The 24,048-nt window shown below is 71.8% G+C and carries 24 protein-coding genes; 5 read left to right on the top strand and 19 right to left on the bottom strand.

Features of this window, described 5'->3' with window-relative positions:
* Nucleotides 1-150 precede the first annotated feature (150 nt).
* From SXIN_RS27570 to SXIN_RS27535, 8 genes are all read right to left on the bottom strand, one after another.
* Nucleotides 151-981 carry an IclR family transcriptional regulator gene (locus SXIN_RS27570; RefSeq protein ID WP_095757695.1) on the bottom strand — a complete coding sequence of 277 codons (831 nt, stop codon included), beginning with the start codon at nt 979-981 and terminating at the stop codon, nt 151-153.
* 120 nt (nt 982-1,101) lie between these two features.
* A complete protein-coding gene (metF, locus tag SXIN_RS27565; protein ID WP_019712091.1) occupies nt 1,102-2,007 on the bottom strand; it encodes a methylenetetrahydrofolate reductase [NAD(P)H] in 906 nt (301 codons plus the stop codon).
* 76 nt (nt 2,008-2,083) lie between these two features.
* Entirely contained in the window at nt 2,084-3,067 is a 984-nt protein-coding gene (locus tag SXIN_RS27560; RefSeq protein ID WP_019712092.1) for a carbohydrate kinase family protein, read from the bottom strand.
* A gap of 2 nt (nt 3,068-3,069) precedes the next feature.
* Nucleotides 3,070-4,320, bottom strand: coding sequence for a methionine adenosyltransferase (gene metK / locus SXIN_RS27555; protein ID WP_095757694.1), 1,251 nt, complete (start codon nt 4,318-4,320; stop codon nt 3,070-3,072).
* Nucleotides 4,321-4,475: 155 nt separating this feature from the next.
* Complete coding sequence (locus tag SXIN_RS27550) at nt 4,476-5,495, bottom strand: hypothetical protein (RefSeq protein WP_039821156.1); 1,020 nt, start codon at nt 5,493-5,495, stop codon at nt 4,476-4,478.
* A gap of 51 nt (nt 5,496-5,546) precedes the next feature.
* Nucleotides 5,547-6,017, bottom strand: a complete 471-nt coding sequence (locus SXIN_RS27545; protein ID WP_019708671.1) for a DUF2000 domain-containing protein — start codon at nt 6,015-6,017, stop codon at nt 5,547-5,549.
* Between the two features lie 135 nt (nt 6,018-6,152).
* Nucleotides 6,153-7,892 carry a tetratricopeptide repeat protein gene (locus SXIN_RS27540; protein WP_238153876.1) on the bottom strand — a complete coding sequence of 580 codons (1,740 nt, stop codon included), beginning with the start codon at nt 7,890-7,892 and terminating at the stop codon, nt 6,153-6,155.
* Nucleotides 7,893-7,970: 78 nt separating this feature from the next.
* On the bottom strand, nt 7,971-8,954 hold the full coding sequence (locus SXIN_RS27535) for a pyridoxal-phosphate dependent enzyme (RefSeq protein WP_019708673.1): 984 nt from the start codon (nt 8,952-8,954) through the stop codon (nt 7,971-7,973).
* 199 nt (nt 8,955-9,153) lie between these two features.
* On the opposite strand from SXIN_RS27535, the gene SXIN_RS27530 reads away from it, so the two are divergent.
* The gene (locus SXIN_RS27530; protein ID WP_202859804.1) at nt 9,154-9,993 is read left to right on the top strand and encodes an AzlC family ABC transporter permease; all 840 of its coding nucleotides are present in this window, start codon (nt 9,154-9,156) and stop codon (nt 9,991-9,993) included.
* On the top strand, nt 9,990-10,301 hold the full coding sequence (locus tag SXIN_RS27525; RefSeq protein WP_095757691.1) for an AzlD domain-containing protein: 312 nt from the start codon (nt 9,990-9,992) through the stop codon (nt 10,299-10,301). Before SXIN_RS27530 ends, SXIN_RS27525 begins: the two co-directional genes overlap by 4 nt.
* A gap of 111 nt (nt 10,302-10,412) precedes the next feature.
* Here SXIN_RS27525 and SXIN_RS27520 read toward each other — a convergent pair whose 3' ends face one another.
* From SXIN_RS27520 to SXIN_RS27480, 10 genes are all read right to left on the bottom strand, one after another.
* A complete protein-coding gene (locus SXIN_RS27520; RefSeq protein WP_019708675.1) occupies nt 10,413-11,072 on the bottom strand; it encodes a class I SAM-dependent methyltransferase in 660 nt (219 codons plus the stop codon).
* A 375-nt stretch (nt 11,073-11,447) separates the two neighbouring features.
* On the bottom strand, nt 11,448-12,008 hold the full coding sequence (locus SXIN_RS27515; protein ID WP_019708676.1) for a thioredoxin family protein: 561 nt from the start codon (nt 12,006-12,008) through the stop codon (nt 11,448-11,450).
* 108 nt (nt 12,009-12,116) lie between these two features.
* Nucleotides 12,117-12,935 (bottom strand): antibiotic biosynthesis monooxygenase, encoded by an 819-nt coding sequence (locus SXIN_RS31400; protein WP_019708677.1) that lies wholly within the window; start codon nt 12,933-12,935, stop codon nt 12,117-12,119.
* A gap of 57 nt (nt 12,936-12,992) precedes the next feature.
* Nucleotides 12,993-14,171: a hypothetical protein gene (locus tag SXIN_RS27505; protein ID WP_019708678.1), complete on the bottom strand. Its 1,179-nt coding sequence runs from the start codon at nt 14,169-14,171 to the stop codon at nt 12,993-12,995.
* The gene (locus tag SXIN_RS27500) at nt 14,168-14,719 is read right to left on the bottom strand and encodes a VOC family protein (protein WP_019708679.1); all 552 of its coding nucleotides are present in this window, start codon (nt 14,717-14,719) and stop codon (nt 14,168-14,170) included. The genes SXIN_RS27505 and SXIN_RS27500 overlap by 4 nt, the downstream gene beginning before the upstream one ends.
* Nucleotides 14,719-15,975, bottom strand: coding sequence for a Rossmann-fold NAD(P)-binding domain-containing protein (locus SXIN_RS31395; protein WP_019708680.1), 1,257 nt, complete (start codon nt 15,973-15,975; stop codon nt 14,719-14,721). Before SXIN_RS31395 ends, SXIN_RS27500 begins: the two co-directional genes overlap by 1 nt.
* A gap of 5 nt (nt 15,976-15,980) precedes the next feature.
* On the bottom strand, nt 15,981-16,349 hold the full coding sequence (locus SXIN_RS27495; protein ID WP_157916350.1) for a cupin domain-containing protein: 369 nt from the start codon (nt 16,347-16,349) through the stop codon (nt 15,981-15,983).
* A 21-nt stretch (nt 16,350-16,370) separates the two neighbouring features.
* Nucleotides 16,371-17,270, bottom strand: a complete 900-nt coding sequence (gene dapA / locus SXIN_RS27490) for a 4-hydroxy-tetrahydrodipicolinate synthase (protein ID WP_019708682.1) — start codon at nt 17,268-17,270, stop codon at nt 16,371-16,373.
* Between the two features lie 151 nt (nt 17,271-17,421).
* Nucleotides 17,422-18,576: a pyridoxal-phosphate-dependent aminotransferase family protein gene (locus tag SXIN_RS27485; protein WP_095757689.1), complete on the bottom strand. Its 1,155-nt coding sequence runs from the start codon at nt 18,574-18,576 to the stop codon at nt 17,422-17,424.
* A 226-nt stretch (nt 18,577-18,802) separates the two neighbouring features.
* Entirely contained in the window at nt 18,803-19,276 is a 474-nt protein-coding gene (locus SXIN_RS27480) for an MmyB family transcriptional regulator (RefSeq protein WP_019708685.1), read from the bottom strand.
* Between SXIN_RS27480 and SXIN_RS27475 the strand changes: the two genes are divergently transcribed.
* On the top strand, nt 19,277-19,579 hold the full coding sequence (locus tag SXIN_RS27475) for an MFS transporter (RefSeq protein ID WP_019708686.1): 303 nt from the start codon (nt 19,277-19,279) through the stop codon (nt 19,577-19,579).
* A gap of 66 nt (nt 19,580-19,645) precedes the next feature.
* Here the strand turns inward: SXIN_RS27475 and leuA are convergent, their stop codons facing one another.
* On the bottom strand, nt 19,646-21,409 hold the full coding sequence (gene leuA, locus SXIN_RS27470; protein ID WP_019708687.1) for a 2-isopropylmalate synthase: 1,764 nt from the start codon (nt 21,407-21,409) through the stop codon (nt 19,646-19,648).
* Between the two features lie 347 nt (nt 21,410-21,756).
* On the opposite strand from leuA, the gene SXIN_RS27465 reads away from it, so the two are divergent.
* Nucleotides 21,757-22,977 carry an RNA-guided endonuclease InsQ/TnpB family protein gene (locus SXIN_RS27465; protein ID WP_039821168.1) on the top strand — a complete coding sequence of 407 codons (1,221 nt, stop codon included), beginning with the start codon at nt 21,757-21,759 and terminating at the stop codon, nt 22,975-22,977.
* 179 nt (nt 22,978-23,156) lie between these two features.
* Nucleotides 23,157-23,753 (top strand): uridine kinase family protein, encoded by a 597-nt coding sequence (locus SXIN_RS27460; protein ID WP_095757688.1) that lies wholly within the window; start codon nt 23,157-23,159, stop codon nt 23,751-23,753.
* Nucleotides 23,754-24,048: the final 295 nt, after the last annotated feature.

Genomic DNA, 24,048 nt, shown 5'->3' with positions numbered 1-24,048 from the left:
TCGTGATACCCGCCGACCAGCGCTCGTGCGCGGATGTCGGCCCGATTGCCGGCCGGTACGGCCACGCGGCCGAATGACCGGCGGGTTTCCCCTCCCCCTACTCCCTCCCCCCTCCCCCGGTTCGCCGGAGTGCGTTCCCCCCGCCGGCCGTCAGCCTCCCAGCCGTACGGACAGGCGCACGGCCATCCGTTCCCCGCGTCCTCCGCTCTCCGGCAGGCCCGGAAGACCGGCGGTGAAGTCGTCGGCGCCGTCGTCCTCCGTCACCGTCCCGGCGGGAGCGATGGAGTCCCGGCAGGCCAGATCCCGCTGTACGGCGGCCACGGTCAGGGACAGTTCCTCGCGCCACCGGGCCAGCCGGTCCGTGGTCGGCGCGCAGAGCCCGATGGCCATGTCGGCCGTGCCGGTGACGGCCACCACCGGCATGGCCAGGGCCAGCAGGCCGGGCACCTCGTGGTCCCGCGTCAGCGCCCAGCCGCGGCGGCGTACGTCCGCGAGCCGGGTGCGCGGGCCGGACGCGCCCGCGCCGCGGTGGGCGAGCAGGGCGAGGCCGGCGGCCGACACGGTCAGGGGGTGGCGCAGTCTGCGCCGCGGCCCGGCCGTACCGGCGCGCCGGCCGCCGAGATACTCCACGAACACGGCGTCGGAGCCGTCGGGGACGGCCAGATAGCTGTCCTCGCCCGTCCGCTCGTACAGCTTCCGCAGATGGGGCAGTGCCACCTCCCGGGCCGAGGTCAGGGCCTGGGACAGCGAACCCAGTTCCCACAGCCGCAGGCCGATGCGGTACCGGCCGTCGTAGCCGCGTCTCAGGGCGCCCCAGGTTTCCAGTTCTCCGGAGAGGCGGTGCACGGTCGCGAGGGGGATCCCGGTCCGCCGTGCGATGTCCGACAGGGTCAGGCTGGGGTGGAGGGGGTCGAAGGCACCGAGTATCGACAGGGCTCTGCTGGTCACCGACGCGCCGGCGGACCGTGCGTTACCGGCCATCGTTCCCCTCCGCTCCGGGAGTCGCGGGGAGAGGGCGGACGTCGTTCATCGATGACTCCAAGGAATCGGTTGCTCCGGGAGGACGGGCGGGCGGATGGGGGCACGGTGGCACGGTGGTGCTCAGGCGGCGGCCGGGGCCGTCCGCGGACCGCCGAGCGGGAGGCCCAGATTGCGGTGGATCTCCAGCGTCGCCGTGGAGCGGTTGAGCGTGATGTAGTGCAGTCCGGGTGCTCCCTCCGCCAGCAGCCGGAGGGCCATCTCCGTGGCGTGCTCCACACCGATCCGCCGGCTCTCGGCGGGGTCGTCCCGGGCCGCCTCCAGGCGCCGCGCGAGGTCCGGTGGGAAGGCGGCTCCGCTGAGCTCGGCGAAGCGGGTGATCTGCCGCACGTCGGTGGCCGGCATGATCGCCGGGATGACGGGGGTGGCGCAGCCCGCGGCGGCCAGCCGGTCCCGCAGCCGCAGATAGTCCTCGACGTGGAAGAACATCTGGGTGATGGCGTAATCGGCCCCGGCCCGGCACTTGGCGGTGAAGTGCCGGATGTCGCTCTCCCAGTCCGGGGACCGCGGGTGGCGCTCCGGAAAGGCGGCGACGCCCACCCCGAAGTCCCCCAGCTCCCGTACCAGGCGCACCAGTTCGCCGGCGTGGCGGAAGCCCCGCGGGTGCGGGACCCAGGGGCCGCGCGGGTCACCGGGCGGGTCGCCTCGCAGGGCCAGCACATCGCGGACCCCCGCACTCGCGTACTGGCCGATGATCCGGCGCAGTTCGGCGGCGGAGTGCCCCACGGCGGTGAGATGGGCGACGGGGCGGAGGGTCGTCTCGGCCGCGATCCGCTCGGTCATCCGCACCGTGCGGTCCCGGGAGGAGCCTCCCGCGCCGTAGGTGACCGACACGAACGTCGGTGCCAGGGCCTCGACCCGGCGGACGGCGTGCCACAGGGCGCGCTCTCCGGTCTCCGTCCGGGGCGGGAAGAACTCGAAGGAGTACGTCCGTTCGCCCGCCGCGAGAATCTCGCCGAGTGTGCTCACGTCTGTCCCTCCGGTCGTCGTGCCGTGTGCGCCGTCCTGTCCGCCGCCGCCCCGGGCGGGCCCGGGTCCGGTCCCGTCATCCCGTGCCTCCGAGGGCCCGCTCCATGGCGTGCGCCGCGGCGGCGCCGTAGGCCCGGGAGACGCGGCCCAGGAGTTCTCCGGCGGACAGCTCGTACTCCTGGGTGCCGACCGTGCCGATCACCACGGACGCCAGGGCGCAGCCCAGTTGGGCCGAGCGCTCGTCGGGCCAGTCCCAGGCGGTGCCCGCCAGGAAGCCGGCGCGGAAGGCGTCGCCGACGCCGGTCGGGTCGGCCGTTTCGGCGACCGGTACCGCCGGGACGTGCAGCGGGCGCTCCCCGGCCCGGGTGACGGTCGCCCCGTCCCCGCCCCGGGTCGTGACCCAGGTGCCGACGCGTTCCAGTACCTCCCGTTCGCTCCAGCCGGTGCGCCGCAGGAGCAGGGCCGCCTCGTAGGCGTTGGTGAAGAGGCAGGCGGCCCCGGTGACGAAATCCCGGACCTCCGCGTCGGTGAGGCGGGCGAGTTGCTGGGAGGGGTCGGCGGCGAACGGGATGCCCGCCCGCCGGCACCGTCGCGCGTGACGGAGCATGGCCACCGGGTCGTCCGGCGAGACCAGGACGAGGTCCGCTCCGCCCATGCGCGCCACGACCTCGGTGATGTCGATGTGCCGGGCGTCGGCCATCGCGCCCGCGTAGAAGGAGGCGATCTGGTTGGCGTCTCCGTCGGTCAGGCAGACGAACCGGGCCGTCTGGCGGGTGCTGGACACCCGGACGGAGTCGATGTCGACGCCGTTCTCCTTCAGCCAGACGCCATAGTCGGCGAAGTCGGCGCCCACCGCCCCGACGAGCACCGGCGACAGGCCCAGCCGCCCCAGGCCCAGCGCGATGTTGGCCGCCACTCCCCCGCGCCGCACGTCGAGTTCGTCGACGAGGAAGGAGAGGGAGATCTTGTCGAGTTCCTCCGGGAGCAGATGCTCCGCGAAGGTTCCGGGAAAGGTCATCAGGTGGTCGGTGGCTATGGAACCCGCTACCGCGATACGCATCCTCACTCCCGCCCGTCCGTGGTCCGCGCGCGTGCCGGGGGCCGATGGACCGGCCCGGTCACACCCCCGGCGGCCTTGCGCAGCGCGTCGACGCGGTCGGTGCGCTCCCAGGTGAACTCGGGCAGTTCACGGCCGAAGTGGCCGTAGGCGGCGGTCCGGGCGTAGATCGGGCGGAGCAGGTCGAGGTCGCGGATGATCGCGGCCGGGCGCAGATCGAACACCTCACCGATCGCCTGCTCGATCCGCTCCACCTCCACCGTCGCGGTCCCGAAGGTCTCCACGAACAGACCGACCGGCTCCGCCTTGCCGATGGCGTACGCCACCTGCACCTCACACCGCGAGGCCAGCCCCGCCGCCACCACGTTCTTCGCCACCCAGCGCATCGCGTACGCCGCCGAACGGTCCACCTTCGACGGATCCTTCCCCGAGAACGCACCGCCACCGTGCCGGGCCATACCGCCATAGGTGTCAATGATGATCTTGCGGCCGGTCAGCCCCGCGTCCCCCATCGGCCCGCCGGTCTCGAACCGGCCGGTGGGGTTCACCAGCAGCCGGTGGCCGTCGGTGTCGAGCGCGATGCCGTCCTCGGCGAGCTGCTTCAACTCCGCCTCCACGACGTGCTGCTGGATGTCCGGGGCGAGCAGCGAGCCGAGCGAGACGTCGGCCGCGTGCTGCGCGGAGACGACGACGGTGTCCAGGCGCACGGGGCGGCTGCCCCGGTACTCGACGGTGACCTGGGTCTTGCCGTCCGGGCGGAGATAGGGGGCGAGGCCGTCCTTGCGGACGGCGGTGAGGCGGCGCGCCAGACGGTGGGCCAGCGCGATGGGCAGCGGCATCAGTTCGGGGGTCTCGTCGCAGGCGTAGCCGAACATCAGGCCCTGGTCGCCCGCGCCCTGCCGGTCCAGGTCGTCGCCGTCCTTGCCCTCGGTGTCGACGCCGCGGGCGATGTCGGGGGACTGCGCCCCGAGGGACACCGAGACACCGCAGGAGGCGCCGTCGAAGCCCTTGGCCGACGAGTCGTATCCGATCTCCAGGACCTTCTCCCGGACGAGCCGGGCGATCGGCGCGTAGGCGCGGGTGGTGACCTCGCCGGCGATGTGCACCAGGCCCGTGGTGATCAGGGTCTCCACGGCGACCCGGGAGCCCGGGTCCTCACGGAGCAGCGCGTCGAGGACGGTGTCGCTGATCTGGTCGGCCATCTTGTCGGGATGTCCCTCGGTGACGGACTCCGAGGTGAACAGGCGGCGGGACATGGCGGTTCCTCCTCCGGTGGAGCGCGGGGCCGGGTGCCGGGGACGGCACGCGGGATGGCACACGGGGAAACGGAAGGCAGCGGGCGCACGGGAAAGGCGGCCGGCGCGTCCCGGGGACGGGGCGCGGATCAGGAGCGCGGATCAGGGGCGCGGGGTCAGAGCAGACCGGCGAAGCCGGGGACGGTGACGACGCCTTCCCTGCCGGCGGCACGCTCCAGGACGAGGGCGCCGATGGCGATGTCCAGCGAGCCGAGGCCGAACGGGGCGTAGACGACGGTCCTTCCGCGGGCGGGGCGGGCGGCGCCGCTCAGATGGTCGCCGATGGCGGTGATGTCCTCGCGCCGCACGGTTCCCCGCTCGACCGCCAGGGCCAGGGAGGTCTTCTCCCGCAGCGCGTGCGCCACGTCGTCCACGACGTGCGCCGCGTCCGCCATGGCCTCCGGCTCCAGGTCGCGCAGCGACATGTGCAGGACGACGGCCCCCGGCTTGAACCACCCGGCGTCGGTGACGTACGGGACGACGGCGGTGGTGGCGAAGAGCACCACGTCCGCGTCGTCCAGCGCCTCCCGGAGGGTGCCGGCGACGGAGACCGAGGGGGCGAGGCCGTGGGTGTGCTCCGCGGCGAAGGCCCGGGCCCGGTCCGCGTCGAGGTCGTGGACCGCCAGGGAGCCGGCGGTCCAGCCCTCACCGGCCATGACCGCCAGGGTGGTGGCGGAGATGTAACCGGTGCCGATCACGGCCAGCTTCCCGATCCGGCTGTCGCCCCCGCGCAGGGCCCGGGCGCCCACCGCGGCGGACAGCGCCGTGCGGTGGCCGCTGATCCGGGACCCCTCCAGTACGGCCGTGGCCAGACCGGTGCGGACGTCGTTGAGGGCGATGAGGGCGGAAGCCCGGGGCAGTCCGAGCGCGAGGTTCCCGGGGAAGCTCGAAATCCACTTCACGCCCATGGCCGGCGCGGCTCCGGGCACGTAGGCGGGGAGGGCGATGGCGCGTTCGCGGCGGTCGGGGTCGGGGCGCAGGAACAGGCTGTCGGGGTTGACCAGGCCGCCCCGGGCCGCCTCGATGTACACGTCCTCGACGACCTGCCTGCACTCCTTGCCCAGCTCCGCCAGGACCGTCTCGACGACGGCGCCCGGGACGATCACCAGATTCCCGGAGTGACGTGCTTCCTGCATGAGTTCCCCCTCGTGAGTCGGTTCGGTGGCCCGGCGCCGCGGCGCCCGGCGTCACCTCAGCAACGAGAATTTCTTGGTCAGCGGGTCGAGGACGTCGCGCGGCCCGAACGCCGCGACGGCGTAGTAGTCGAGGTCCGCCTCCGCGGTCCGCTCCATCCCTTCGAGCTGGTCGGCGTAGGTGCCGCCGGTCATGGCCGAGGTGAAGTCCGTGCAGAGCAGTCCGGCCTCCGCGGCCCCGGAGCGCAGCCGTCGCAGCCAGGCCGGGCGGCCTTCGAGGACGACCAGGGAGAGGCCCGACACCGGCCAGTGCTCCTCGCCCCCGGCGTCGGGGAAGCGCAGGAACGACATGCGGGGAAGCAGTTCCGGACGCTCCTGGGCGGCCTTCGCGACCAGCCCCAGGCACAGGTGGGCGGTGGCGTTCATGGCCACCCCGTGATCGAGCTTCGCCCTGACCGCGACCACGAATTTACAGTCGGTGTCGACGTTTTCCGGCTCGACGGTGATGGAGAGTGATTCGGACATGGCGGTACCCCGGAACGCTTCTCTTGTGATGCCGCGTGAACGGCGGACGGAATGGGCGCTGCTTCGCACCCGGAATTGCTGCCGGTCATGCCCGGCCGGCGGCCGGCCGACAGCCCGGAAATAGTTGATCGATGGTCAGTCGGTGGTCGAATACAACGTGAATTTACGGACGCTCTGCGGATTCATGCGGTAGCCCGGACGCCCCTGGATCACCGCGTCCGACGCGATGTCCCAGTCCGTCACCTCGTCGAACCTGTCCCGGCACGCCATGCGGAATCTGCGGACGGACTGTGCCAGGGCCGCGGGGGTGCGGTGGGTCCGGGCCGACAGTTCCGACGCCGAGAGAAATGAGGGTTCCTCATTCTTCTCACGACTCCGCATGAATTCTTCTCCGAGTACCCGCAGAATGTCAAGGAGTGGCGGCGGGGTTTCTTCGTATACCGTCACCCCTTCCACGGACAACAGGTTTCCGTACAGCGCAACCTCCCACGACGGCGAGCCCGTACCCGGTTCGTCGAGCAGTACGACCGGCAGGATCTCGGGCACCAGGAAATCCGTACGGAGCCCGATGTATTTGCTGAGAAATCTTCGCCCGGCGACATTCTGCGGCGCCTGCAGATAATCGACGGCAACCTGAAGGATTTCCGGAATGCTCGGTCTGATGTCGATCAGATAGCGCGTTATCCACTCCACCGCGGCACCTTTTCCGTGCAGCCGCTCGTGCAGTACGGCCGCGTCCAGCAGGACCAGGTCGGCCTGCTGCTCCAGGCCCGCGTACGCCAGCCGGTCGTGCAGCGTCACGGCCACGTCGATCAACTGGCGGGCCTTGGTCCGCACCCGGTAGGTGCGCAGCATCCGGTGCCACTGCTCATGCGCCGTCAGATGAACGCTCCACGAGCCGGCCCGCCCTCCGTACCGGTCCGCGAGGTGCCTGAAGATCCGCGGATACGGCGACTGCTGGAACGTGACCCAGCCGAAGGAGAAGACGTCCAGCGCCGCGTCGAAGTCCCGGCGGGAGCCGTAACGGCAGGCGGCGATGAGGAACTCGCTGGTGCGCACATAGCGTTTGAGCAGGGCCCGGTCCTGGTCGGACAGTTCCTTGGGCCGCAGGGAGGAGGACTCGATGAAGGTGCTGTAGCTGCCGCTCTGCACGTCCCCCAGGGAGAAGGCGAAGGAACGGGCCCCGGTGGCCGAGGGGTGGGAGGCGTACACCTCCTCCACATAGTGCCGCTGGCTGCCGAGCGCGGTCACGGCCTCGTCCAGCCGGCCGGCCGTGAGGTGGTTGATGACGATGTCCGTGTAGAGCCAGGCGGCGTCCGCGTAGTAGAGGTACTTGCGGTACCGCTCCAGGGAGTCGTGGATCAGCGGCAGCGCCCGGTCGTGGTCGCCGGCCGCGGCCGCTCCCAACGCCTGCCACCAGAGCACGAACGAGACCCGCGTGTACCGCGCCGGCTCGCCTCCCAGCCCCAGCCCCTCGGAGAGCCGGGCCAGCCCGGCCGGGAAGACGGAGTCGGGGTAGGTCGGCCATCCCTGGCTGAGATGGTCGGCCACCTCCACCAGGAGCTCGGGGGACCTGTCGTCCACTCCCCCGTCGAGGAGTTCGATGATCTCCTTCGTCCGCGGGAGGATGCGCCCGGTGTACAGGAGGGAGGTCTCCATGTAGCGCCGGGCGATGTCGAAGAGTGCCGGGGTGACCGGCTCGCCGCCTCCCATCCGGGCGCTCAGCGCGCCCAGCAGGAGCAGGACCGAGACGTCGTGCTCGCTCTCCTGCCGGAGATCGACGGAGGAGAGATCCGCCAGTTCCCCGGCGGCGAGGCGCGTTCCGCGCAGCACCCGTTCCTCCAGCGCCTGGCGCACCTCGGCCACTCTTCTCATCCTCGTCGTCTGCCTTCGTCCCTGCATCGCTCCGCCGGGGAGCGACAACCACCGCCTACCGGACACCCCCGGGGGCGGTCACCTCATCCCACCACCGCCCGGTTGCGGCACTCCGCCGACCGTCCCCAGCCACCTGTCGCTGTAGACCGTGCTCTCGTACTTCTCTCCACCGTCGGCGCAGATGCACAACGGGTCAGTTATATCGGGGTTCTCCCCGAGGTGGCGCACACAGGCCGCCACGACCGCCCCGGAGGAGGCGCCGAGGTGGATCCCGGCCTCCCGCAGGACCTTCCGGCAGTAACGGGCGGTCTCGTCCACGTCCACATAGAGGTAGTGGTCGATCAGTTCGTCCGTGAGGAAGGAGGACGGGCGGCTGGCGCCGATGCCGGAGAGGTACCGCTTCCCGGGCGGGCCGCCGTACGCGGCCGAGCCGCTGATGTCCACGGCCACCATCCGGGTGGCCAGTCCCCGCTCGCGGAAGCACTGGCTCAGACCGGCGAAGGTCCCGCCGGTCGACACGGCCGCGAACAGCGCGTCCGGAGGGATCGGCATCTGGCCCAGGATCTCCGGCCCCGTCATCTCCCGGTGGATCCCGGGGTTCCGCCGGCTCTCGTACTGGTTGCCCCAGACGTACCGGTCATCGGCTTCCAGCAGTTCCCGCACCCTGGCCAGCCGGGAGAGCAGATAGCCCCCCGCGTGGTCGGCCTCCTCCACCATGACGACGCGCGCGCCCAGGTCCCGGAGGCGGGAGCGGCTCTCCGCGGTGCACAACGGGTCGACGACCGCGGTGAATCCGATGCCTAAATATCTGGCCATGCTGGCCAGCGCCACGCCCAGGTTCCCCGAGGTCGACTCCAGGAGCTCGGCCCCGGGCCACAGCCGGCCGTCCTGTACCAGTCCCCGTACCAGCCCATAGGCCGTGCGGGCCTTGATGGAGCCGGTGATGTTGTAACCCTCCAGCTTCAGATGAAGCCTGCGCGGCCGTCCGAGGACGTCGAGTTCGATCGTCTTCACGGGCGTCGGGCCGAGCAGGGCCTCGAACCGTTCCAAAAGGTGCTGCATGGACTTGCGGACCTTCCCCTCGATTCGTTCGCCGCTCGACCGAACGGCTACCAAATCCGACGACCGCGCATGTCATACTGATGCAGCTGAATGACATTGCTCGGTCAGCCTACGCATGATGTCTGACCGTCAAAAGCACCGTCTCAGGATATGAGCCGAAACCGGAACCGGAATGCCGAGCTCCCGAGAAAGGCGACCCGTGAGCGAGTCAGCAGAGACAGCAGAGTCCGTTGGGACTCCGGAGACAACGAGGGGACCGGCGACGCGATTAGGCCGGCCGGCGCTGCTGCGGGATGCCCTGGGCATCGGCCTGGCAGTCGGCGCGTACGGACTCTCCTACGGCGCCCTGGCCGTCTCCTCCGGCCTGACGGTGGCACAGACCCAGTTCCTCTCCCTCCTCCTGTACGGAGGCTCCTCCCAGCTCGCCCTGGTGGGAGCACTCGCCGCGGGCAGCACGGGCGTGACGGCGAGTGCCACCGCGGTGCTGCTCGGTGCGCGCAACCTGTTCTACGGAGTCGGCCTCCGCCCGGTGCTCGGGCTGCGCGGCCGCCAACTGCTGCCCGCCGCCCACCTCCTGAGCGACGAGAGCGCGGCCATGGCGATCGGCCGGCCCGACCGGGCCACGGCGCGCTACGCCTACTGGGCCACCGGCGGCGTGGTCTTCCTGTGCTGGAACCTCGCGACGCTGGCGGGCGCCCTGGCCGGCTCCCTCATGGCGGACCCCAAGGCGTTCGGTCTGGACGCCGCGTCCTCCGCCGCCTTCCTCGCGCTGGTGGCGCCCCGGCTCGGGGAACGCGCCAACCGGATGGTCTTCGTTCTGGCCTGTGGGGTGGCGGTGGGCGTCTCCCCCCTGGTGGGAGCCGGGCTCCCGGTGGTGCTCGCGGGCCTGACCGCGCTGAGCGTGCTGCTCACCCCCCGCGCCCGGGCCGCGCTGCGCACGGCCCCGCCGGCCCCCGGCGGCGCGGCGGCGGCCCGCCCGGAGGACCCGGACGGCACACGGCACGACGGCGGCACGGCGGAGAAGGACGGTGCGGCATGAGCTGGACCTGGATCGCCGCCGCGGCCGCGGCCTGTTTCGCGCTGAAGCTGCTGGGGCTGCTCGTCCCCCAGCGGACGCTGGAGCACCCGGCCGTCTCCCTGACGGCCGAGGCCGTTCCCGTCGCCCTGCTCGCCGCGCTGATCGCCGTTCAGACCTTCACCGCGGAGCAGCAGATCGCGCTGGACGCACGGGTCGCCGGGATCGCCGTCGCGGCCCTGTGCATCTGGAGGAAGGCCCCGTTCCTCGTCACGGTGGTCGCCGCGGCCGCGGTCACGGCGCTGCTGCGCTGGGCCGGGGCGGCGGGCTGACCGCGCCCGGGCCGGCGCGGACCGGGCGCCCCGCGGCGGTGCGCCCGGGTGGCACGGCGGCCGGACCGCGCCGCCCGGGCGGCCCCGCGGTGCGGGCACCCCGGGGGACGCTCAGCTCCGGGGCGTCGCGTAGACCACCCAGTTGTCGTGCTTGTGCGGGTAGGGACGGAAGTCGCCGTGCGGCGGGTCGTCCCAGGAGATGCGGTCCATCTCGAGGACGTTCCAGTCGGCGAACAGGGTCCGCATCTCGTCCTCGTCGTAGTACCGGAAGAGCGTGTCCTTGTAGGCGAAGGTGTGCGGGGCGATCTCGGTGCCCTCGCCGTAGGTCTCGTCCTTCAGCGTGAAGGCGTTGGTGACGAACAGTCCGTCGGGGTGGACCACCCGGCGGGCCTCGGCGATCAGCTGGGTCGGGTCCTGGATCTGCCCGAACACGTCGAAACACGTCACCGCGTCGACCGAGGCGTCGACCAGCGGCAGCGTCGTGGCGTCCGCCCGTAACAGGAACGCCCGCTGACGGATCACCCGGCGCGCGTGGGCCAGACCCGTGGGCGCGATGTCCACGCCCGTCGCGTTGAAGCCCGCGTCGGCCAGGGCCGCCAGATTGCGCCCGTCCCCGCACCCGAGATCGACCACCGTACGGATATTCCGCTTCTTGAGCGCCTCGATCGCCGGCGGGATCACCGGAATCGGGTCCTCCTGCCACAACGGTCCTTCGCTCTGCTCCTGGTACGCCTTTTCCCAGCCGTACTGGAGCTCCGAAAACTCGGGCATTTCTGTCACCTGACCTCCATGGAATGACTGATGAAAATCATCCTACTGGCCCGAGTTGACAAAACAAAGGGTGTCTCGGTATTTGAACCAAAACTCCGCGTGAACAGGATATCCGGAATTGGAGGATCACCTTTCACTCCGCACCGGGTATTTCGGATTTCAATATTCCGGATTCCCGGGCGTCCGGCCCGGCAGCAATTCTTTCCTTGTTCCCGGTTTCCGGGCGCCGTTCTTCCGGCTTCCCCGGGGCTCTCCCCCGCACCGTCCTGGATCGCGGTCATGCCGACGGCCCGGCCGGAGTACGGCCGGGCCGGTGGTCGGGGTGGTGTGCCGCTCACGTGCGGGCCCGTGCGCCCGGGCGGACCCGCACCGGGGTCAGGCGGGTTCGTTGCCCGGGCTCCACTTGATCGAGCAGCCCATGGAGGGGCGGTGGGGTTCGGGCACCGGCAGGCCCGCCAGCACCTGCTCCACGGCGGTCCGGAGCCGGGCTCCGGTGACCGGGCGGCCGTTGCCGGGCGTCGAGTCGTCGAAGGAGCCGCGGTAGACGAGCCGGTCGTCCGCGTCGTACAGGAAGAAGTCCGGGGTGCAGGCGGCCCGGTAGGCGAGGGCGGCCCGCTGTCCGGTGTCGAGCAGATAGGGGAAGTCCCAGCCGGTCCGCCCGACCTGGTCCCGGAGACCGTCCGGACCGTCGTCCGGGGCGACTCCCGTGTCGTTGCTGCACACGGCGACGGCCGCGAGCCGCGGGAACTCCGCCACCAGTTCACCGAAGTGCTTCTCCAGGTGCCGGACGAAGGGGCAGTGGTTGGACATGAAGGCGACCAGCAGGGCCGGCGCCCCGGCGAAGTCCCCCCGCCGGACGGTGCGTCCGTCGAGTGAGGGCAGAGCGAAGTCCGGGGCCGGAGTGCCCAGGGGCACCATGAAGGAGGACACGGGCACGGTGGGGCGACCTTTCTGTCGGATCAGCGGGCTGGGCGGCCGGGCGTACGGGAGCGCGGGTCCGCGGCGGCACGGCCCCGGACCGGGGCCCGGCCCGGGGCCGGACGGCTAGCGCGGGGCGTCGGTGAGCAGCAGCGGGCGCTCCGGGTCGAGGTCGCGCGCGTCGTGCACGACCTCGACGTACATGCCGTCCGGGTCGATCACGAAGAAGTAGTCGACGAGGGTCCGGCCGCGGGCGATCTCCGTGACCTCCCCGATCCCGGCCTCGATGATCTCCGCCCGGGTGGCGGCCAGGTCCGGCACGGTGAATCCCACGTGCTTCACCCCGATCTCGGGCAGGTTGTTGCCCACCGTGAAGGCCGGGCGCGGCCGGGCCCCGTCGTCCGCGTAGTGGAACAGTTCCAGGACGAAGCCGTCGTCCTGCCGCAGATGGGAGATGGTCAGTGACTTGTCGCTCCTGCTCCACTCGGCGACCGGCCGGAAGCCGAAGTAGCCGTAGAAGGCCTTCGAGCGGTCGAGGTCGCCGACGCTGAGCGCGATGTGGTGCGGTGCGAAGGTGGTCATGCTTCCCTGCCTGTCGTGGTCCGGTCGAGGGGGAACGGCACGCGCGGGGGGGTCCCCGCCGAGCCGGCCCGCGGTGTGCAGCGGTTCGAGGAGCTCCATGCGCGGCGGCCCCTGGACGTACGGCGCGTGCCGGGCGAGGAACGCCGCGGTCTGCGGCGTGGCGCGGTGCTCGGCGAACGCATCGCGGTCGCGGTAGATCTCGTAGAAGACGCGGGCCAGCGGCTCCCCGTCGACCCGGTGGATCGCGTAGGCGACCAGGCCCGGCTCCTCCGCCGCGGCCTCCGCGATCCGCCACCGGGCCAGGGCGTCGAACTCCTCGGCGCTCTCGGGTCTCAGCTCGAAGCGTGCGACCACTGCGTACACGTGTGCTCCTCCACTCTGCTTCCGTGGTTCCGCCGGATGTCCCGGCCGCCGGCTCCGCTACCGGGGGGTGTCCGTCGCGAGCAGCGGGAAGCCGCCCTCGTACGAGACACCGCGCGCGAGTTCGTCCTCGTTCGCCGCGACGCAGTCCGCCAGGGCCGCCACCCAGTCCTCCTCGGTGCCGCGGGCGTGCGCGGCGGCCAGGATCTGCCGCAGGGGGTTGATGTGGGCCTCCGAGAGGCCGCGCAGGCTCCTGATGTGGCCGGGGCCGACCTCCAGCGGGAAGGAGGCCGGGACCGCGGCGCCGCTGACCTTGAAGTTCAGGATCGTGCGGATGCACTTCTCGCAGCGGCAGCAGTTGCGGTCCTTCTGCTCCCCCTGCCAGCACACCCGCAGGTTGCCGGCGCCCTCCGGCCACAGCCGGGCGAGCCCCGCCACCTTGTCGTTGCGGTCCACGCCGGTCGCGTCGTGGTGCACGCGCAGGCGTCCGCCGGACATCATCCAGTCGGTCACCGGGTTGGAGCCCCAGGGCAGCAGCAGCGATCCGTACGGTTCGGAGCTGGCGATGAGCCCGTGCCGGAACCGGCCGCTGAAGAGGGTGAGCACCGAGGTCATACCGGTCCCGAAGGCGTCCTCCCAGTGGCTGAGGTCGCTGTGCCACAGCTGGCGGAAGTTCGTGGTGACGGGCAGGAGTTCGATGCCCTGTCCGGCCAGGAGCGGAGCGCTGCGGTCGCGGAGGGTCTCGTACGACCCGCGCTCCTCCAGCGGGATGTCGAAGCCGTGCACCATGACCGCTCCGGTGAGACGCAGCGATCCCCGCCCGGCCGCGCCGCTGACGTGGCGGATGGTGGTGTAGGCGCTGTCCGCCCCGCCGGAGAACGTCTGCAGCGCCGAGCGGTCGTCCGGGCCGGGGCGGTCGGGGAGTTCCTCGTCGGCGGTGATCTCCACCCGGGTGTAGCGCTCGGGCCGCCACTGCAGCCAGGCGGACTGGAACTCCTCCAGGTTCTCCAGCAGCGTGGCGGTCACCCCGCCGGCCGCGTGCAGGCTCTCGCCCGTCCGCATGGCGACGAAGAGGGCGGCCAGCAGGAAGGGGTCCATGGTGTCCGTGAGCATCGGCGCGTGGCGCCGCTCGACGCGGTACCACAGCCGGTCGCCCGTGGGCTTCGCCTCGCTGGTCACCTCGACGGCGATCTCCGTCTCGTCACCGTCGTGCGTGCGCTGCGCTGGGCCGATCTTCATGTGCGGTTTCCTTCGCTCTCGGCTTCGGTTGGGCTCCCGGCCCCGGCCGGGCGGGTGCGCGCGTCGTCCGGTCCCCCGGCCGCCGGGGTGCGGGAGGGCGGCTCGATGAGTTCGACGAGATTGCCGTCCGGGTCGCGGAAGTAGAGGAACCAGGTGCCGCGTGCGGCGGCGGGCCGGTCCACTTCGACGGGGCCGCCCACCACCTCGTGGCCCCGGGCCCGCAGTTCGCCGGCCGCGGCCCCGATGTCGTCCACGCGGAGCGCCAGGTGGCGCAGGCCGGGGGCGTTGGCGGGGGCGCGCGGGTCGGCCGCCGGGTGGTGTGCCGCGTACTGGGTCAGCTCCACCACGGTGGACGCGCCGGGGAGCCGCAGGTGGACGGTGCGCGCGGTGGCCCCGGGGACCCCGACGCCCTCCCCGAACACCGGTGTCGTGAGGGAGAGGTCCTTCACCACCTCGGCCCCGAAGAGGCCGGTGTAGAACGCCGCCATGCGGTCGAGGTCCGGGGTCACCACCGCGACGTGCAGCAGGCCGCCGACTGCGATCGCCATCAGACCAGGGCTCCTCTCACCGCGTGCCCGGGCGTGCCGCGGCTGCCGGGTACGGCGTCGCGGGCCGGGTCCAGGGACGGCAGTACGCCGGACAGCCGCGTGCGCTGGCGCCTTTCCAGGAACCGCAGGAAGGACCGGCCGGTGCCGTTCTCCAGCCCGGACCGGAAGGAGTCGACCACCCATTCCTGCAGGAGGTCGGTGCGCGGCGCGGACGCGGCGGGGGCGGCGCCGCCGGCTCCGGATCCGGGGCCGCCTGCGATCGCGGACCGGATGAGTCCGTCGCTGCGCAGCACCTCGTCCAGACCGAGCCGGCCGCCCGTCCCGCCGCGGAGGGTGTGGTAGGCCGAGGAGATCATCCCGTGCATGTTGTCGTCCTCGGTGAAGAGCTGTTTGGCCAGCACGGCGTCCCCGCGGCCGAGGATCACCCCGGCCTTGATGTCGGTGAACTCCTCGCAGATGGGCGCGTAGGTGGCGTGGACCGAGAGCCGGCCGCGGCAGAAGAGGTCCAGGCTGCGGACGACCGCGGGGTGGTGGAGGTTCGAGTAGTGGACGAAGGCGGCGCCGGAGGCGGCCCGGCCCACCAGCAGGCCCTCGCCGAGCCGGAGCCGCCCGTCCTCGCCAGCCATGGGGTCCAGGTCCTCGGCGTGGTCCAGGGAGCGGGCCGCTCCGAGCAGGTCGTCCCCGATGTAGAGCTGGTGCGGCATCTCCACCTCGTAGACCGTCGGCAGGCCGTCGGCGGAGGCCCCCCGGCCGCGGAGGCTGTCGGCCCGGCGGTCCTTGGAGAAGTTGGTGACGCACAGCACGGGTTCGAGGTCGTACAGGTCGATCAGTTCCCGCACGGTCGCGTGCACCCGGGAGTGCAGATAGTTGCGGACGAGCACGGCGCGCGAGGAGGCGAGGACCTGCCCCACCTCGCGGGCCAGCTCCTGCGGCACCATGAACGGCTTCTCGATGACGAAGTTGCGGTAGCCGGCGCGCCACCAGTCCACCAGGGCCGGCGCCAGGGTGCGGCTGGGCAGGCACAGGTCGACGATCGTCGTCTCCGGGGCGGTCGGCTCCAGCTTCTCCCGGGCCGCCACCACGTTCTCGGGGAGGCCGTCGGCGCGCAGCAGCGCCGCCAGTTCGGCGCCCGCCCGCTCCCGGGGGTCGACGAACCGGATCCGGGTGCGGTCGAGCACGCCGGACCGGCCCAGCCGGGAGTAGGCCCGGTAGTGCAGCGATCCGGCCTTGCCGGCGCCGACGATGACCACGTCCATGGCGGCTAGACCGCCTTCACGTGCTCGACCGCGCCGGCGAACTCCGCGTCCCCGGTGTGGAAGGCGAGGTAGCGCAGGGTCTCGGTGCCGCTGTTGGTGATCCGGTGCCTGGTGCCCCGGGGGATGCGGACGCAGCTGGACGGCGCGAGTGCGTAGGTTTCGCCGTCGAGTTCCAGTTCCGCGTTCCCGGAGATGACGAAGTAGGTCTCGTCCGTCCGGGGGTGGTGGTGGAGCTGGCCGCCGCGGCCGGGCTCGGCGCTGGCCATCGCGACCCGGACCACGCGGGTTCCGGGTTGCTCGGAGGCCGCGTAGAGCAGGGAGCGGACGACGTCGCCGCCGTACACCGACTCCGTCAGGGAATCCACGTCGATCATCGGGTTCATCACAGCTCGCCTTCAGAGGAGTTCGCAGCTCTTCATGATCGTTTCGAGTTCGCCGGTCCGCTCCTCGGGGAACGGGGTGAGCGGAAGCCGCGGCTCACCGACGTCGAAGTGCGCCAGCGAGAAAGCCTTCTTGAGCGCAATCGGGTTCGTCGCGAAATAGATTCCGCGGTAGAACTCGGCGAATTTGAGGTAGAGATCGCGAGCCGTCACAAAATCGTCGGCGAGCGCCGCCTCGACGATCGAACGGCTCTGCCGCGGCATGACGTTGGCCGCCACGGAGATGTGCCCGTGGCCGCCGAGCAGCAGGGTGGGCAGCGCCGTGAAGTCGTTGCCCGAGAGGACCACGAAGTCCGCGTCGCGGACCAGGTGCAGGACCCGGCGCATCCGCACGATGTCCTGGTTGCCCTCCTTCATCCCGACGATGTTGGGGTGGGCCGCCAGTTCGGCGACCTGCTCCGGTGAGGTGTCGACGGTGGTGCGTCCCGGCAGGTTGTGCATCATCAGCGGGATGCCCACGGAGTCGGCCACCTGCCGGAAGTAGGCCACCAGGCCGCGCTCGGTGGGCGGGTCGAGGTACGGGGTGAACGCGAGGACGGCGTCCGCGCCCAGGGTCTCGGCCCGTTGCGCCAGTTCGACGGTGCGGGCCAGGCACTCGGTGCCGATGTCGGGGATGACCATCGCGCGGCCGGCGGCCTGTTCGACGCAGATCTCGGTGATCCGCAGCTTCTCCTCGTCGGTGAGCGCGGCGGCTTCCCCGGTCACCCCGTTGGGGCAGAGCCGGGTGACCCCGTTGGCGATCTGGAAGTCGACGAGGCGGCGCAGCGCGTCCTCGTCCAGCGCGCCGGAGGGCTGGAACGGGGTGAGGAGCGTGGTGTACGCCCCGATGAAGCGGTGGTTCGCGGTACTGATCATGGCCAGGTCTCCAGGGTCTCCGGGAGGGATGAGGTGCGGCGCCGGGCGGGCGTCCGGCGCGGGCGGGGGCGGCGGAGGGCTCGGTACGGGTGTGGCGGGGCCGGGGCCCGCGCCGGCGGACGGCCGGGGCGCGGCGGGGGCGGAGCGGGGGTCAGGCGGCCCGGCCGGGCGCGAGCCCGTCCCACAGCTCGCCGGCCATCGCCGCGGACGCCGTGCCGGGGCGCCGGTCGAGCCCGCGTTCGAGAAGCAGCATCTCCAGGGCGGTCAGCACCGGCATCAGCTGGAGCGGGGTCACCGCGCCGATGTGGCCGACGCGGACGATCCGGCCCTTGAGGCCCCCCTGCCCGCCGGCCACGCGGAAGCCGAAGCGGTGGTGCAGTTCCTCCACCAGCCCGTCCGTCCGCACCCGCTCCGGGAGACGTACCGCGGTCAAGGCGTTCGACGGTACCGACCGGGGGAACAGCTCCAGCCCCAGGGCGCCGACCCCGGCACGGCACACGGCGGCGCTGCGCGCGTGCCGTCCCCAGACCTGCGTGAGCCCCTCGGCCTCGATCGCGTCGAGAGCGGCGGCGACCGCGAACAGGGTCGTGGTCGGCGGGGTGTTGGGCACGGTGCTCTCCAGGGCACTCGCGCGCAGGATGTGGAAGTTCCAGTAGGAGTAGCCCTGTGCGGGCCGGACGCGTTCCCACGCCTGGTCGCCGACCGCGACGAACGCGGCCCCGGGCGGGCTCATCAGACCCTTGTGCGAGGCCGTGACGGCGAAGTCCACCCCCCAGTCGTCCATGTGGAAGGGCTCCACGGCGATGGAGGTCATGGTGTCCGCGACGACGGTGGCCCCGTACTCGCGCCCCAGCGCGGCCAGGGTCCGCACGTCGTGGACGGCTCCGGTCGAGGTCTCGCAGTGCGTCAGGAAGAGATGCCGCGGCCGGGCTTCGCGCAGTGCGCGCTCCACGGCGGCGGCCTCGAAGGTGGCGCCGTCGGGCACTTCGTGGAGCCGTACGTCCGCCCGGTACGTGCGGCACAGCTCGGCCCAGCGGCGGCCGTACTTGCCCGCGGCCAGGACCAGGACGGTGTCGCCCGGTTCCACGGTGTTCGCCACGACGGCCTCCATCGCGCCGGTCCCCGAGGCCGGCAGCATGAGGATCCGGCCGCCGGTGGCGAACAGGCTCTGCAGACCGCTGTGAATACGGTCGTGGAGTTTGGTGAATTCCGGGGAGCGGTGATGTGTCAGCCGGGATATCGAGGCCATTCTCATGGCCAGAGGAATATGCGTCGGGCCGGGCGTGAACATGGCGACATCGTGCATCGTGATTTCCCCCGCTCAGGAAAGACGCAGACCGCGCGACAGCACACCGGTACCGCACAGGACGGCCGAAAAAAGAGGAATACGATCCGGATCTCCGGGAAAGCGATCCGGTTCGGTCGGTACCGGGCGCGCACCGAAAACCCTGGCACACGGCCGGTCACGCCGCAATGATCAGCCGTCGCCCCCCGTTCCACTCAACGGAAAGCGGCAGGCCACGGCGGCGGATTCAGTTCCGCGCCGCTCCGGGGAAACGGGCGGCCGGTGCGGCGGGGGCGCCCAGCAGCCATCGCACCTTGTCCGCGGTGTCGGTGTGCGGCGCGGGGTTGTAGAGCACGACCGTGAGATCGGGGCGGGCCGGCATCCGCAGCTGGCTCGCCTCGAACCTCATCGTGCCGACCACCGGATGCTCCACCTCGTTGACCAGCACGCCGGCGGCCCGTACCTCCTGCCGCGCCCACAGCTCGGCGAACTCCGGGCTGGTCCGGGTGAGTTCGCGGATCACCGCCCGGAACCCCTCGTCGCCGGGGCGCTCGGACACCGCGGCGCGGAGGGCCGCCACCACCGTCGGCGCGAGTTCCTCCCACGCCCGCACCCGGCTGCGGAACGCTCGGTCGCGGAAGAAGCCCACCAGGCAGTTGCGGTCGGCCCCGGTCATGCCGAGGGCGAGCCGCGCCGACTCGTTCCAGGCCGCATGGGACACATGTCGGCCGTGGTCTCGTACGGCGTCAACGCGACCTCGGGGCTCCCCGACCACGAGCAGGGGCTGGCCACCGGGCTGATCACCAGTTCGCAGCAGCTCGGCATCACCATCGGCATCCCGGTCCTGGGCGCGCTGTCCGCGAGCCGGGTGCACGCGCTGCGCGAAGCCGGCACCGCCGCCGATCTCGCCCTGCTGAGCGGGGTGCGGCTGGCCTTCGCCGTGGACACCGCCGTGGTGCTGGCGGCGTCCCTGCTCATCGGGTACGGCCTGTTCCGGCGCAGCCGGTCCGCGGGCCGCTCCTGACCGCACCCGCCACCGCCGCGGTGCCGGCCCCGCCACCCGGCGGGGCCGGCTTCCGGTGACCCGGGGTCAGCTCCGGAAGGAACGGTTGACGGCGGAGACCAGCGCCCTCAGGGACGCGGCGACGATGCTGGAGTCGATACCGACGCCCCACAGCGCCCGCCCGTCGACGGCGCACTCGACGTACGCGGCCGCCCGCGCGTCACGTCCCTCGGACATCGCGTGCTCCTGGTAGTCGCGCACCCGGACGTCGACGCCGATCCCGCTGAGGGCCGTGGTGAAGGCGTCGATCGGGCCCTTGCCCACCCCCTCCAGGTCCACCGGGGTGCCGCCGTCGAGGACCTGTGCCGTGAGGCTGCTCTTCCCGTCGACCGAGTCGCTGACCGTGTGGGACAGCAGGCGCAGCCGGCGTCCGGCGGACGCGCCGCCCTCCTCGTCCAGGAGGTACTCCTCGGTGAAGACCTCCCACAGTTCGCCGGGGGTCACCTCCCCGCCCTGGACGTCGGTGCGCGTCTGGACGGCGCGGGAGAACTCGATCTGCAGCCCGCGCGGCAGCTCCATCTGGTGCTCGGTCTTCATCAGGTGGGCCACCCCGCCCTTGCCCGACTGGGAGTTGACCCTGATGACGGCCTCGTAGTCGCGGCCGACGTCCTTGGGGTCGATGGGCAGGTACGGCACCCCCCAGGTGTGCTCGGACACCGGGCGGCCCGCTGCCCGCGCCTCCCGCTCCAGGGCCTCGAACCCCTTCTTGATCGCGTCCTGGTGGGACCCGGAGAAGGCGGTGTACACCATGTCGCCGCCGTACGGATGGCGGAGGTGGACCGGGAGCTGGTTGCAGAACTCCACGGTGCGGCGGATCTCGTCCAGCCGCGAGAAGTCGATCATCGGGTCGATGCCCTGGCTGAAGAGGTTCAGCCCGAGCGTCACCAGGCAGACGTTGCCGGTGCGCTCCCCGTTGCCGAAGAGGCAGCCCTCGACGCGGTCCGCGCCCGCCAGGTAGCCGAGTTCCGCGGCGGCCACCGCCGTACCGCGGTCGTTGTGCGGGTGCACGGACAGGACGAGCGCGTCACGCCGGTCGAGGTTGCGGTGCATCCACTCGATGGAGTCCGCGTAGACGTTGGGCATCGCCATCTCGACGGTCGCCGGCAGGTTGACGATGGCCTTGCGGTCCCGGTCGGGCTGCCAGACGTCGGTGACCGCGTTGCAGATCTCCGCGGCGAACTCCAGCTCCGTACCGGTGTACGACTCGGGCGAGTACTGGAAGCTGATGCCCGTGCCGGGCGTCCGCTCGGCGAGATCGGCACAGGTGCGGGCGCCCCGCACGGCGAGCGCGGTGATCTCGCTCCGCTCCATGCCGAAGACGACCCGGCGCTGGAGGGTGGAGGTGGAGTTGTAGAGGTGGATGATGGCGTGGTGCGAGCCCCGCACCGCCTCGAAGGTGCGCTCGATGAGTTCCGTCCGGGCCGGCACCAGCACCTGGATCGCCACGTCGTCCGGTACGCGGTCCTCCTCGATGATCTTCCGGAGGAAGTCGAAGTCGGTCTGGCTGGCGGACGGGAAGCCGACCTCGATCTCCTTGTAGCCCATGGAGACCAGGAGTTCGAACATGCGCAGCTTGCGCTCGGCGCCCATCGGGTCGATCAGCGCCTGGTTGCCGTCGCGCAGGTCGACCGCGCACCACTGGGGCGCCTTGGTGACCACGCGGGAGGGCCAGCCGCGGTCGGGGAGGTCGATGGGGGCGAAGGGGGTGTAGCGCCCCGCGGGCATGCCGGAGGGCTGCTGTTCGGGGAAGACCGGGTACCGGTCGGAGGCGTGCTGGACACGGCTGTGCATCGGGAGGCTCTCTCTCGACTCTGCGTCAGGGCGGCCGACTCCTACGGCACAGGACCGACACCGCGACGAGGAGGTCGGCCCGGGCGGCCCTCGTCGCGGCACCTAAGGAGGAGGTTCCACGAGCACATGTCGGACATCGAGCGTCACCCTACAGCTACGTTCCGCAGCGCGGCCGGTGTTTCGCCATCAGACCCTCTTTCGAGGGGACCATCGGCTTCAGCCGGCGGGGGAATCGAATCCTTGGGCCGGAGCCGCGCAGCGGCGGAGCACGCTGCGTTGTCAGTAGGGGCCGGTAGCGTGAGCACACCGGCGTTGGTCAGGGGAAACTGCGGGGAGGTGGGGTGGGTGTGAGGCGGGCGTATCGGTTTCTTCTGCGTCCCACGGTCCGTCAGGAGCGGGCGCTGGTGGAGATGGTGCGGGATCACTGCTCCCTGTACAACGGGGCACTTCAAGAGCGTCGTGACGCCTACCGGCACAGCTCCAGAACCTCGGTCCGGTACGGGGATCAGTCGGCGCAGTTGAGGGAGATCCGGGCGTTCGATCCGGAGCGTCAGGGCCGGTGGTCCTTCTCCAGCCAGCAGGCGACCCTGCGCCGCCTGGACCGGGCCTTCCAGGCGTTCTTCCGGCGGGTGAAGACCGGCGGCACGCCCGGGTACCCGCGGTTCAAGGGGGTCGGGCATTTCGACACCGTCACCTTTCCCAAGGACGGGGACGGCTGCCGGTGGGACTCCACCCCCCACGACACGCGTACCCGCGTGCGGCTGCAGGGCGTCGGGCACGTCCGCGTTCACCGGCACCGGCCGGTGAAGGGCCGGGTGAAGACGGTCAGTGTCAAGCGGGAGGGCCGCCGCTGGTACGTCATCCTCGCCTGCGACGAAGTGCCCGCCGAGCCACTGCCGCCCACCGGCAGCCGGGTGGGTATCGACCTGGGCACGGTCCACTTCCTCACCGACTCCGACGGCCACCACGTCGCCAACCCCGGGTTCCTCGACCAGGCGGCAGAGGAGCTGGCCGCAGCGCAGCACCACCTGGCGACCTTCCCCCAGCGCACCCGGCGTCGTACGAAGAAGCATCGTGCCGCGGCCCGCACGGTCGCCAAGCTGCACGCCAAGACCCGGCGGCGGCGTCTGGACCACCACCACAAGCAGGCCCTTGCCCTGGTCCGTAAGCACGATGCGATCGGGGTCGAGCGGCTGAACACCGCGGGCATGACCAAGGCGCCCGCACCCAGGCCCGACCCCGAGCAGCCCGGCGTGTTCCTGGCCAACGGCGCGGCGGCGAAAGCCGGGCTGAACCGCAGGATTTTGGATGCGGGTTGGGGGCAGTTCCTGAGGATCCTGGCGGACAAGGCTGAAAGCGCCGGTCGCCGTGTGATCCCGGTGGACGCCCGCAACACGTCCCGCACCTGCCCGCCCAGCATCGGTGGATGCGGGCACGTGGCCAAGGAGAACCGCGTCACCCAGGCAAAGTTCGCCTGCGTCAACTGCGGCCTGGTCGCGAACGCCGACCACGTCGGCGCGCTGAATGTCAATCACAGGGCCGGGCTGGTCCTCTGCGACGGTGCCTAGCCACCGCCACAGGAAGCCCGCGACTTCAGTCACGGGTGGAGTCACTCCGCCGGAAAGGTACCCGTCCGGATCCGGGCAGGCGGACGCGCGGGCGGACGGGCGCGGGGGCAGACCGCGGGCGGACCGGCGGACGCGCGGCCGGACGGAACCCGGCCCGACGGGAGCCGTACCGTGGCGGGGTGGACTCCGCCGAGCACTCGGACCTCGCCGCCCTCGCCCGGTGGCTGCGCGGCCTGCCGCCGTCCTGCGGCCCCGTCCGGCTGGTGGCCGTCGACGGCCACGCCGGGTCGGGCAAGAGCACCTTCGCCGGACGGCTGGCCGCCGCCCTGGGCGGGGCGCCGGTGCTGCATCTGGACGATCTCGCCACCCATGACGAGCCGTTCGGCTGGACGGACCGGCTCGTCCGCGAGGTGCTGGTCCCGTTCGGCCGCGGCGGGACGGCCCGCCACCGGGTCTACGACTGGCGTCTGCGGCGCTTCGCCGCGGAGCGCGAGCTGCCGGCCGCGCCGGTGGTCCTGGTGGAGGGGGTCGGTGCCGGGCGGCGGGCCCTGCGGCCGTATCTGGCGCTGCTGATCTGGCTGGAGACGCCCCGCGACACGGCCTGGGAGCGGGGGCGGCGGCGCGACGGCCCGGAGCTGTCCGCGTTCTGGGACGGCTGGACCCGGTCGGAGCAGGAACACTTCGGATACGACCCCACGCGCCCCCATGCCGATCTTCTGGTGCGTCAGGGATCGGAGGGGTTCGTGTGGTTCATGAGGCTTCCGGGACCGGAATGACCCCCTTCCGATCTCACACACAGTGACCAAATCCACTCGCTGCGCAGTCCGGCCCCGGTGGAGCCGTCGCGGGACGGCCGGAAGTCCGCGAACTCGGCTTGACCTGGCGGCCGGACAGGTCTTACGTTCTCAGTGTGCGCCCCTTCGGGGCCGCGCCCAGACGCGAAGCCCCCGGTTGTTCCCCCGTGATCGGGGGCTTCGTTCTGTCCCGACACCTCTCGAAAGCCGCATTCCGGACAGGAATCCGCCGTCGACGATCACACTCGGTGATCGTGCGCCCCCTCCCCCGCGGCGC

Source organism: Streptomyces xinghaiensis S187 (assembly GCF_000220705.2).
GTDB lineage: Bacteria > Actinomycetota > Actinomycetes > Streptomycetales > Streptomycetaceae > Streptomyces > Streptomyces xinghaiensis.
This window is presented reverse-complemented; position numbering and strand designations above follow the sequence as displayed.

Bases quoted from the DNA above. Each gene is read 5' to 3' on its own strand.
- SXIN_RS27525 (WP_095757691.1), top strand. From the start codon at position 9,990: ATGAGCTGGACCTGGATCGCCGCCGCGGCCGCGGCCTGTTTCGCGCTG.
- SXIN_RS27550 (WP_039821156.1), bottom strand. From the start codon at position 5,495: ATGCAGGAAGCACGTCACTCCGGGAATCTGGTGATCGTCCCGGGCGCC.
- SXIN_RS27520 (WP_019708675.1), bottom strand. From the start codon at position 11,072: ATGCCCGAGTTTTCGGAGCTCCAGTACGGCTGGGAAAAGGCGTACCAG.
- SXIN_RS27545 (WP_019708671.1), bottom strand. From the start codon at position 6,017: ATGTCCGAATCACTCTCCATCACCGTCGAGCCGGAAAACGTCGACACC.
- SXIN_RS27505 (WP_019708678.1), bottom strand. From the start codon at position 14,171: ATGAAGATCGGCCCAGCGCAGCGCACGCACGACGGTGACGAGACGGAG.
- metK (WP_095757694.1), bottom strand. From the start codon at position 4,320: ATGTCCCGCCGCCTGTTCACCTCGGAGTCCGTCACCGAGGGACATCCC.
- dapA (WP_019708682.1), bottom strand. From the start codon at position 17,270: ATGATCAGTACCGCGAACCACCGCTTCATCGGGGCGTACACCACGCTC.
- SXIN_RS27495 (WP_157916350.1), bottom strand. From the start codon at position 16,349: ATGATCGACGTGGATTCCCTGACGGAGTCGGTGTACGGCGGCGACGTC.
- SXIN_RS27535 (WP_019708673.1), bottom strand. From the start codon at position 8,954: ATGCAGCACCTTTTGGAACGGTTCGAGGCCCTGCTCGGCCCGACGCCC.
- SXIN_RS31395 (WP_019708680.1), bottom strand. From the start codon at position 15,975: ATGGACGTGGTCATCGTCGGCGCCGGCAAGGCCGGATCGCTGCACTAC.
- SXIN_RS27485 (WP_095757689.1), bottom strand. From the start codon at position 18,576: ATGCACGATGTCGCCATGTTCACGCCCGGCCCGACGCATATTCCTCTG.
- SXIN_RS27560 (WP_019712092.1), bottom strand. From the start codon at position 3,067: ATGCGTATCGCGGTAGCGGGTTCCATAGCCACCGACCACCTGATGACC.
- leuA (WP_019708687.1), bottom strand. From the start codon at position 21,409: ATGCACAGCCGTGTCCAGCACGCCTCCGACCGGTACCCGGTCTTCCCC.
- SXIN_RS27570 (WP_095757695.1), bottom strand. From the start codon at position 981: ATGGCCGGTAACGCACGGTCCGCCGGCGCGTCGGTGACCAGCAGAGCC.
- SXIN_RS27500 (WP_019708679.1), bottom strand. From the start codon at position 14,719: ATGGCGATCGCAGTCGGCGGCCTGCTGCACGTCGCGGTGGTGACCCCG.
- SXIN_RS27475 (WP_019708686.1), top strand. From the start codon at position 19,277: ATGTCGGCCGTGGTCTCGTACGGCGTCAACGCGACCTCGGGGCTCCCC.
- SXIN_RS27540 (WP_238153876.1), bottom strand. From the start codon at position 7,892: ATGAGAAGAGTGGCCGAGGTGCGCCAGGCGCTGGAGGAACGGGTGCTG.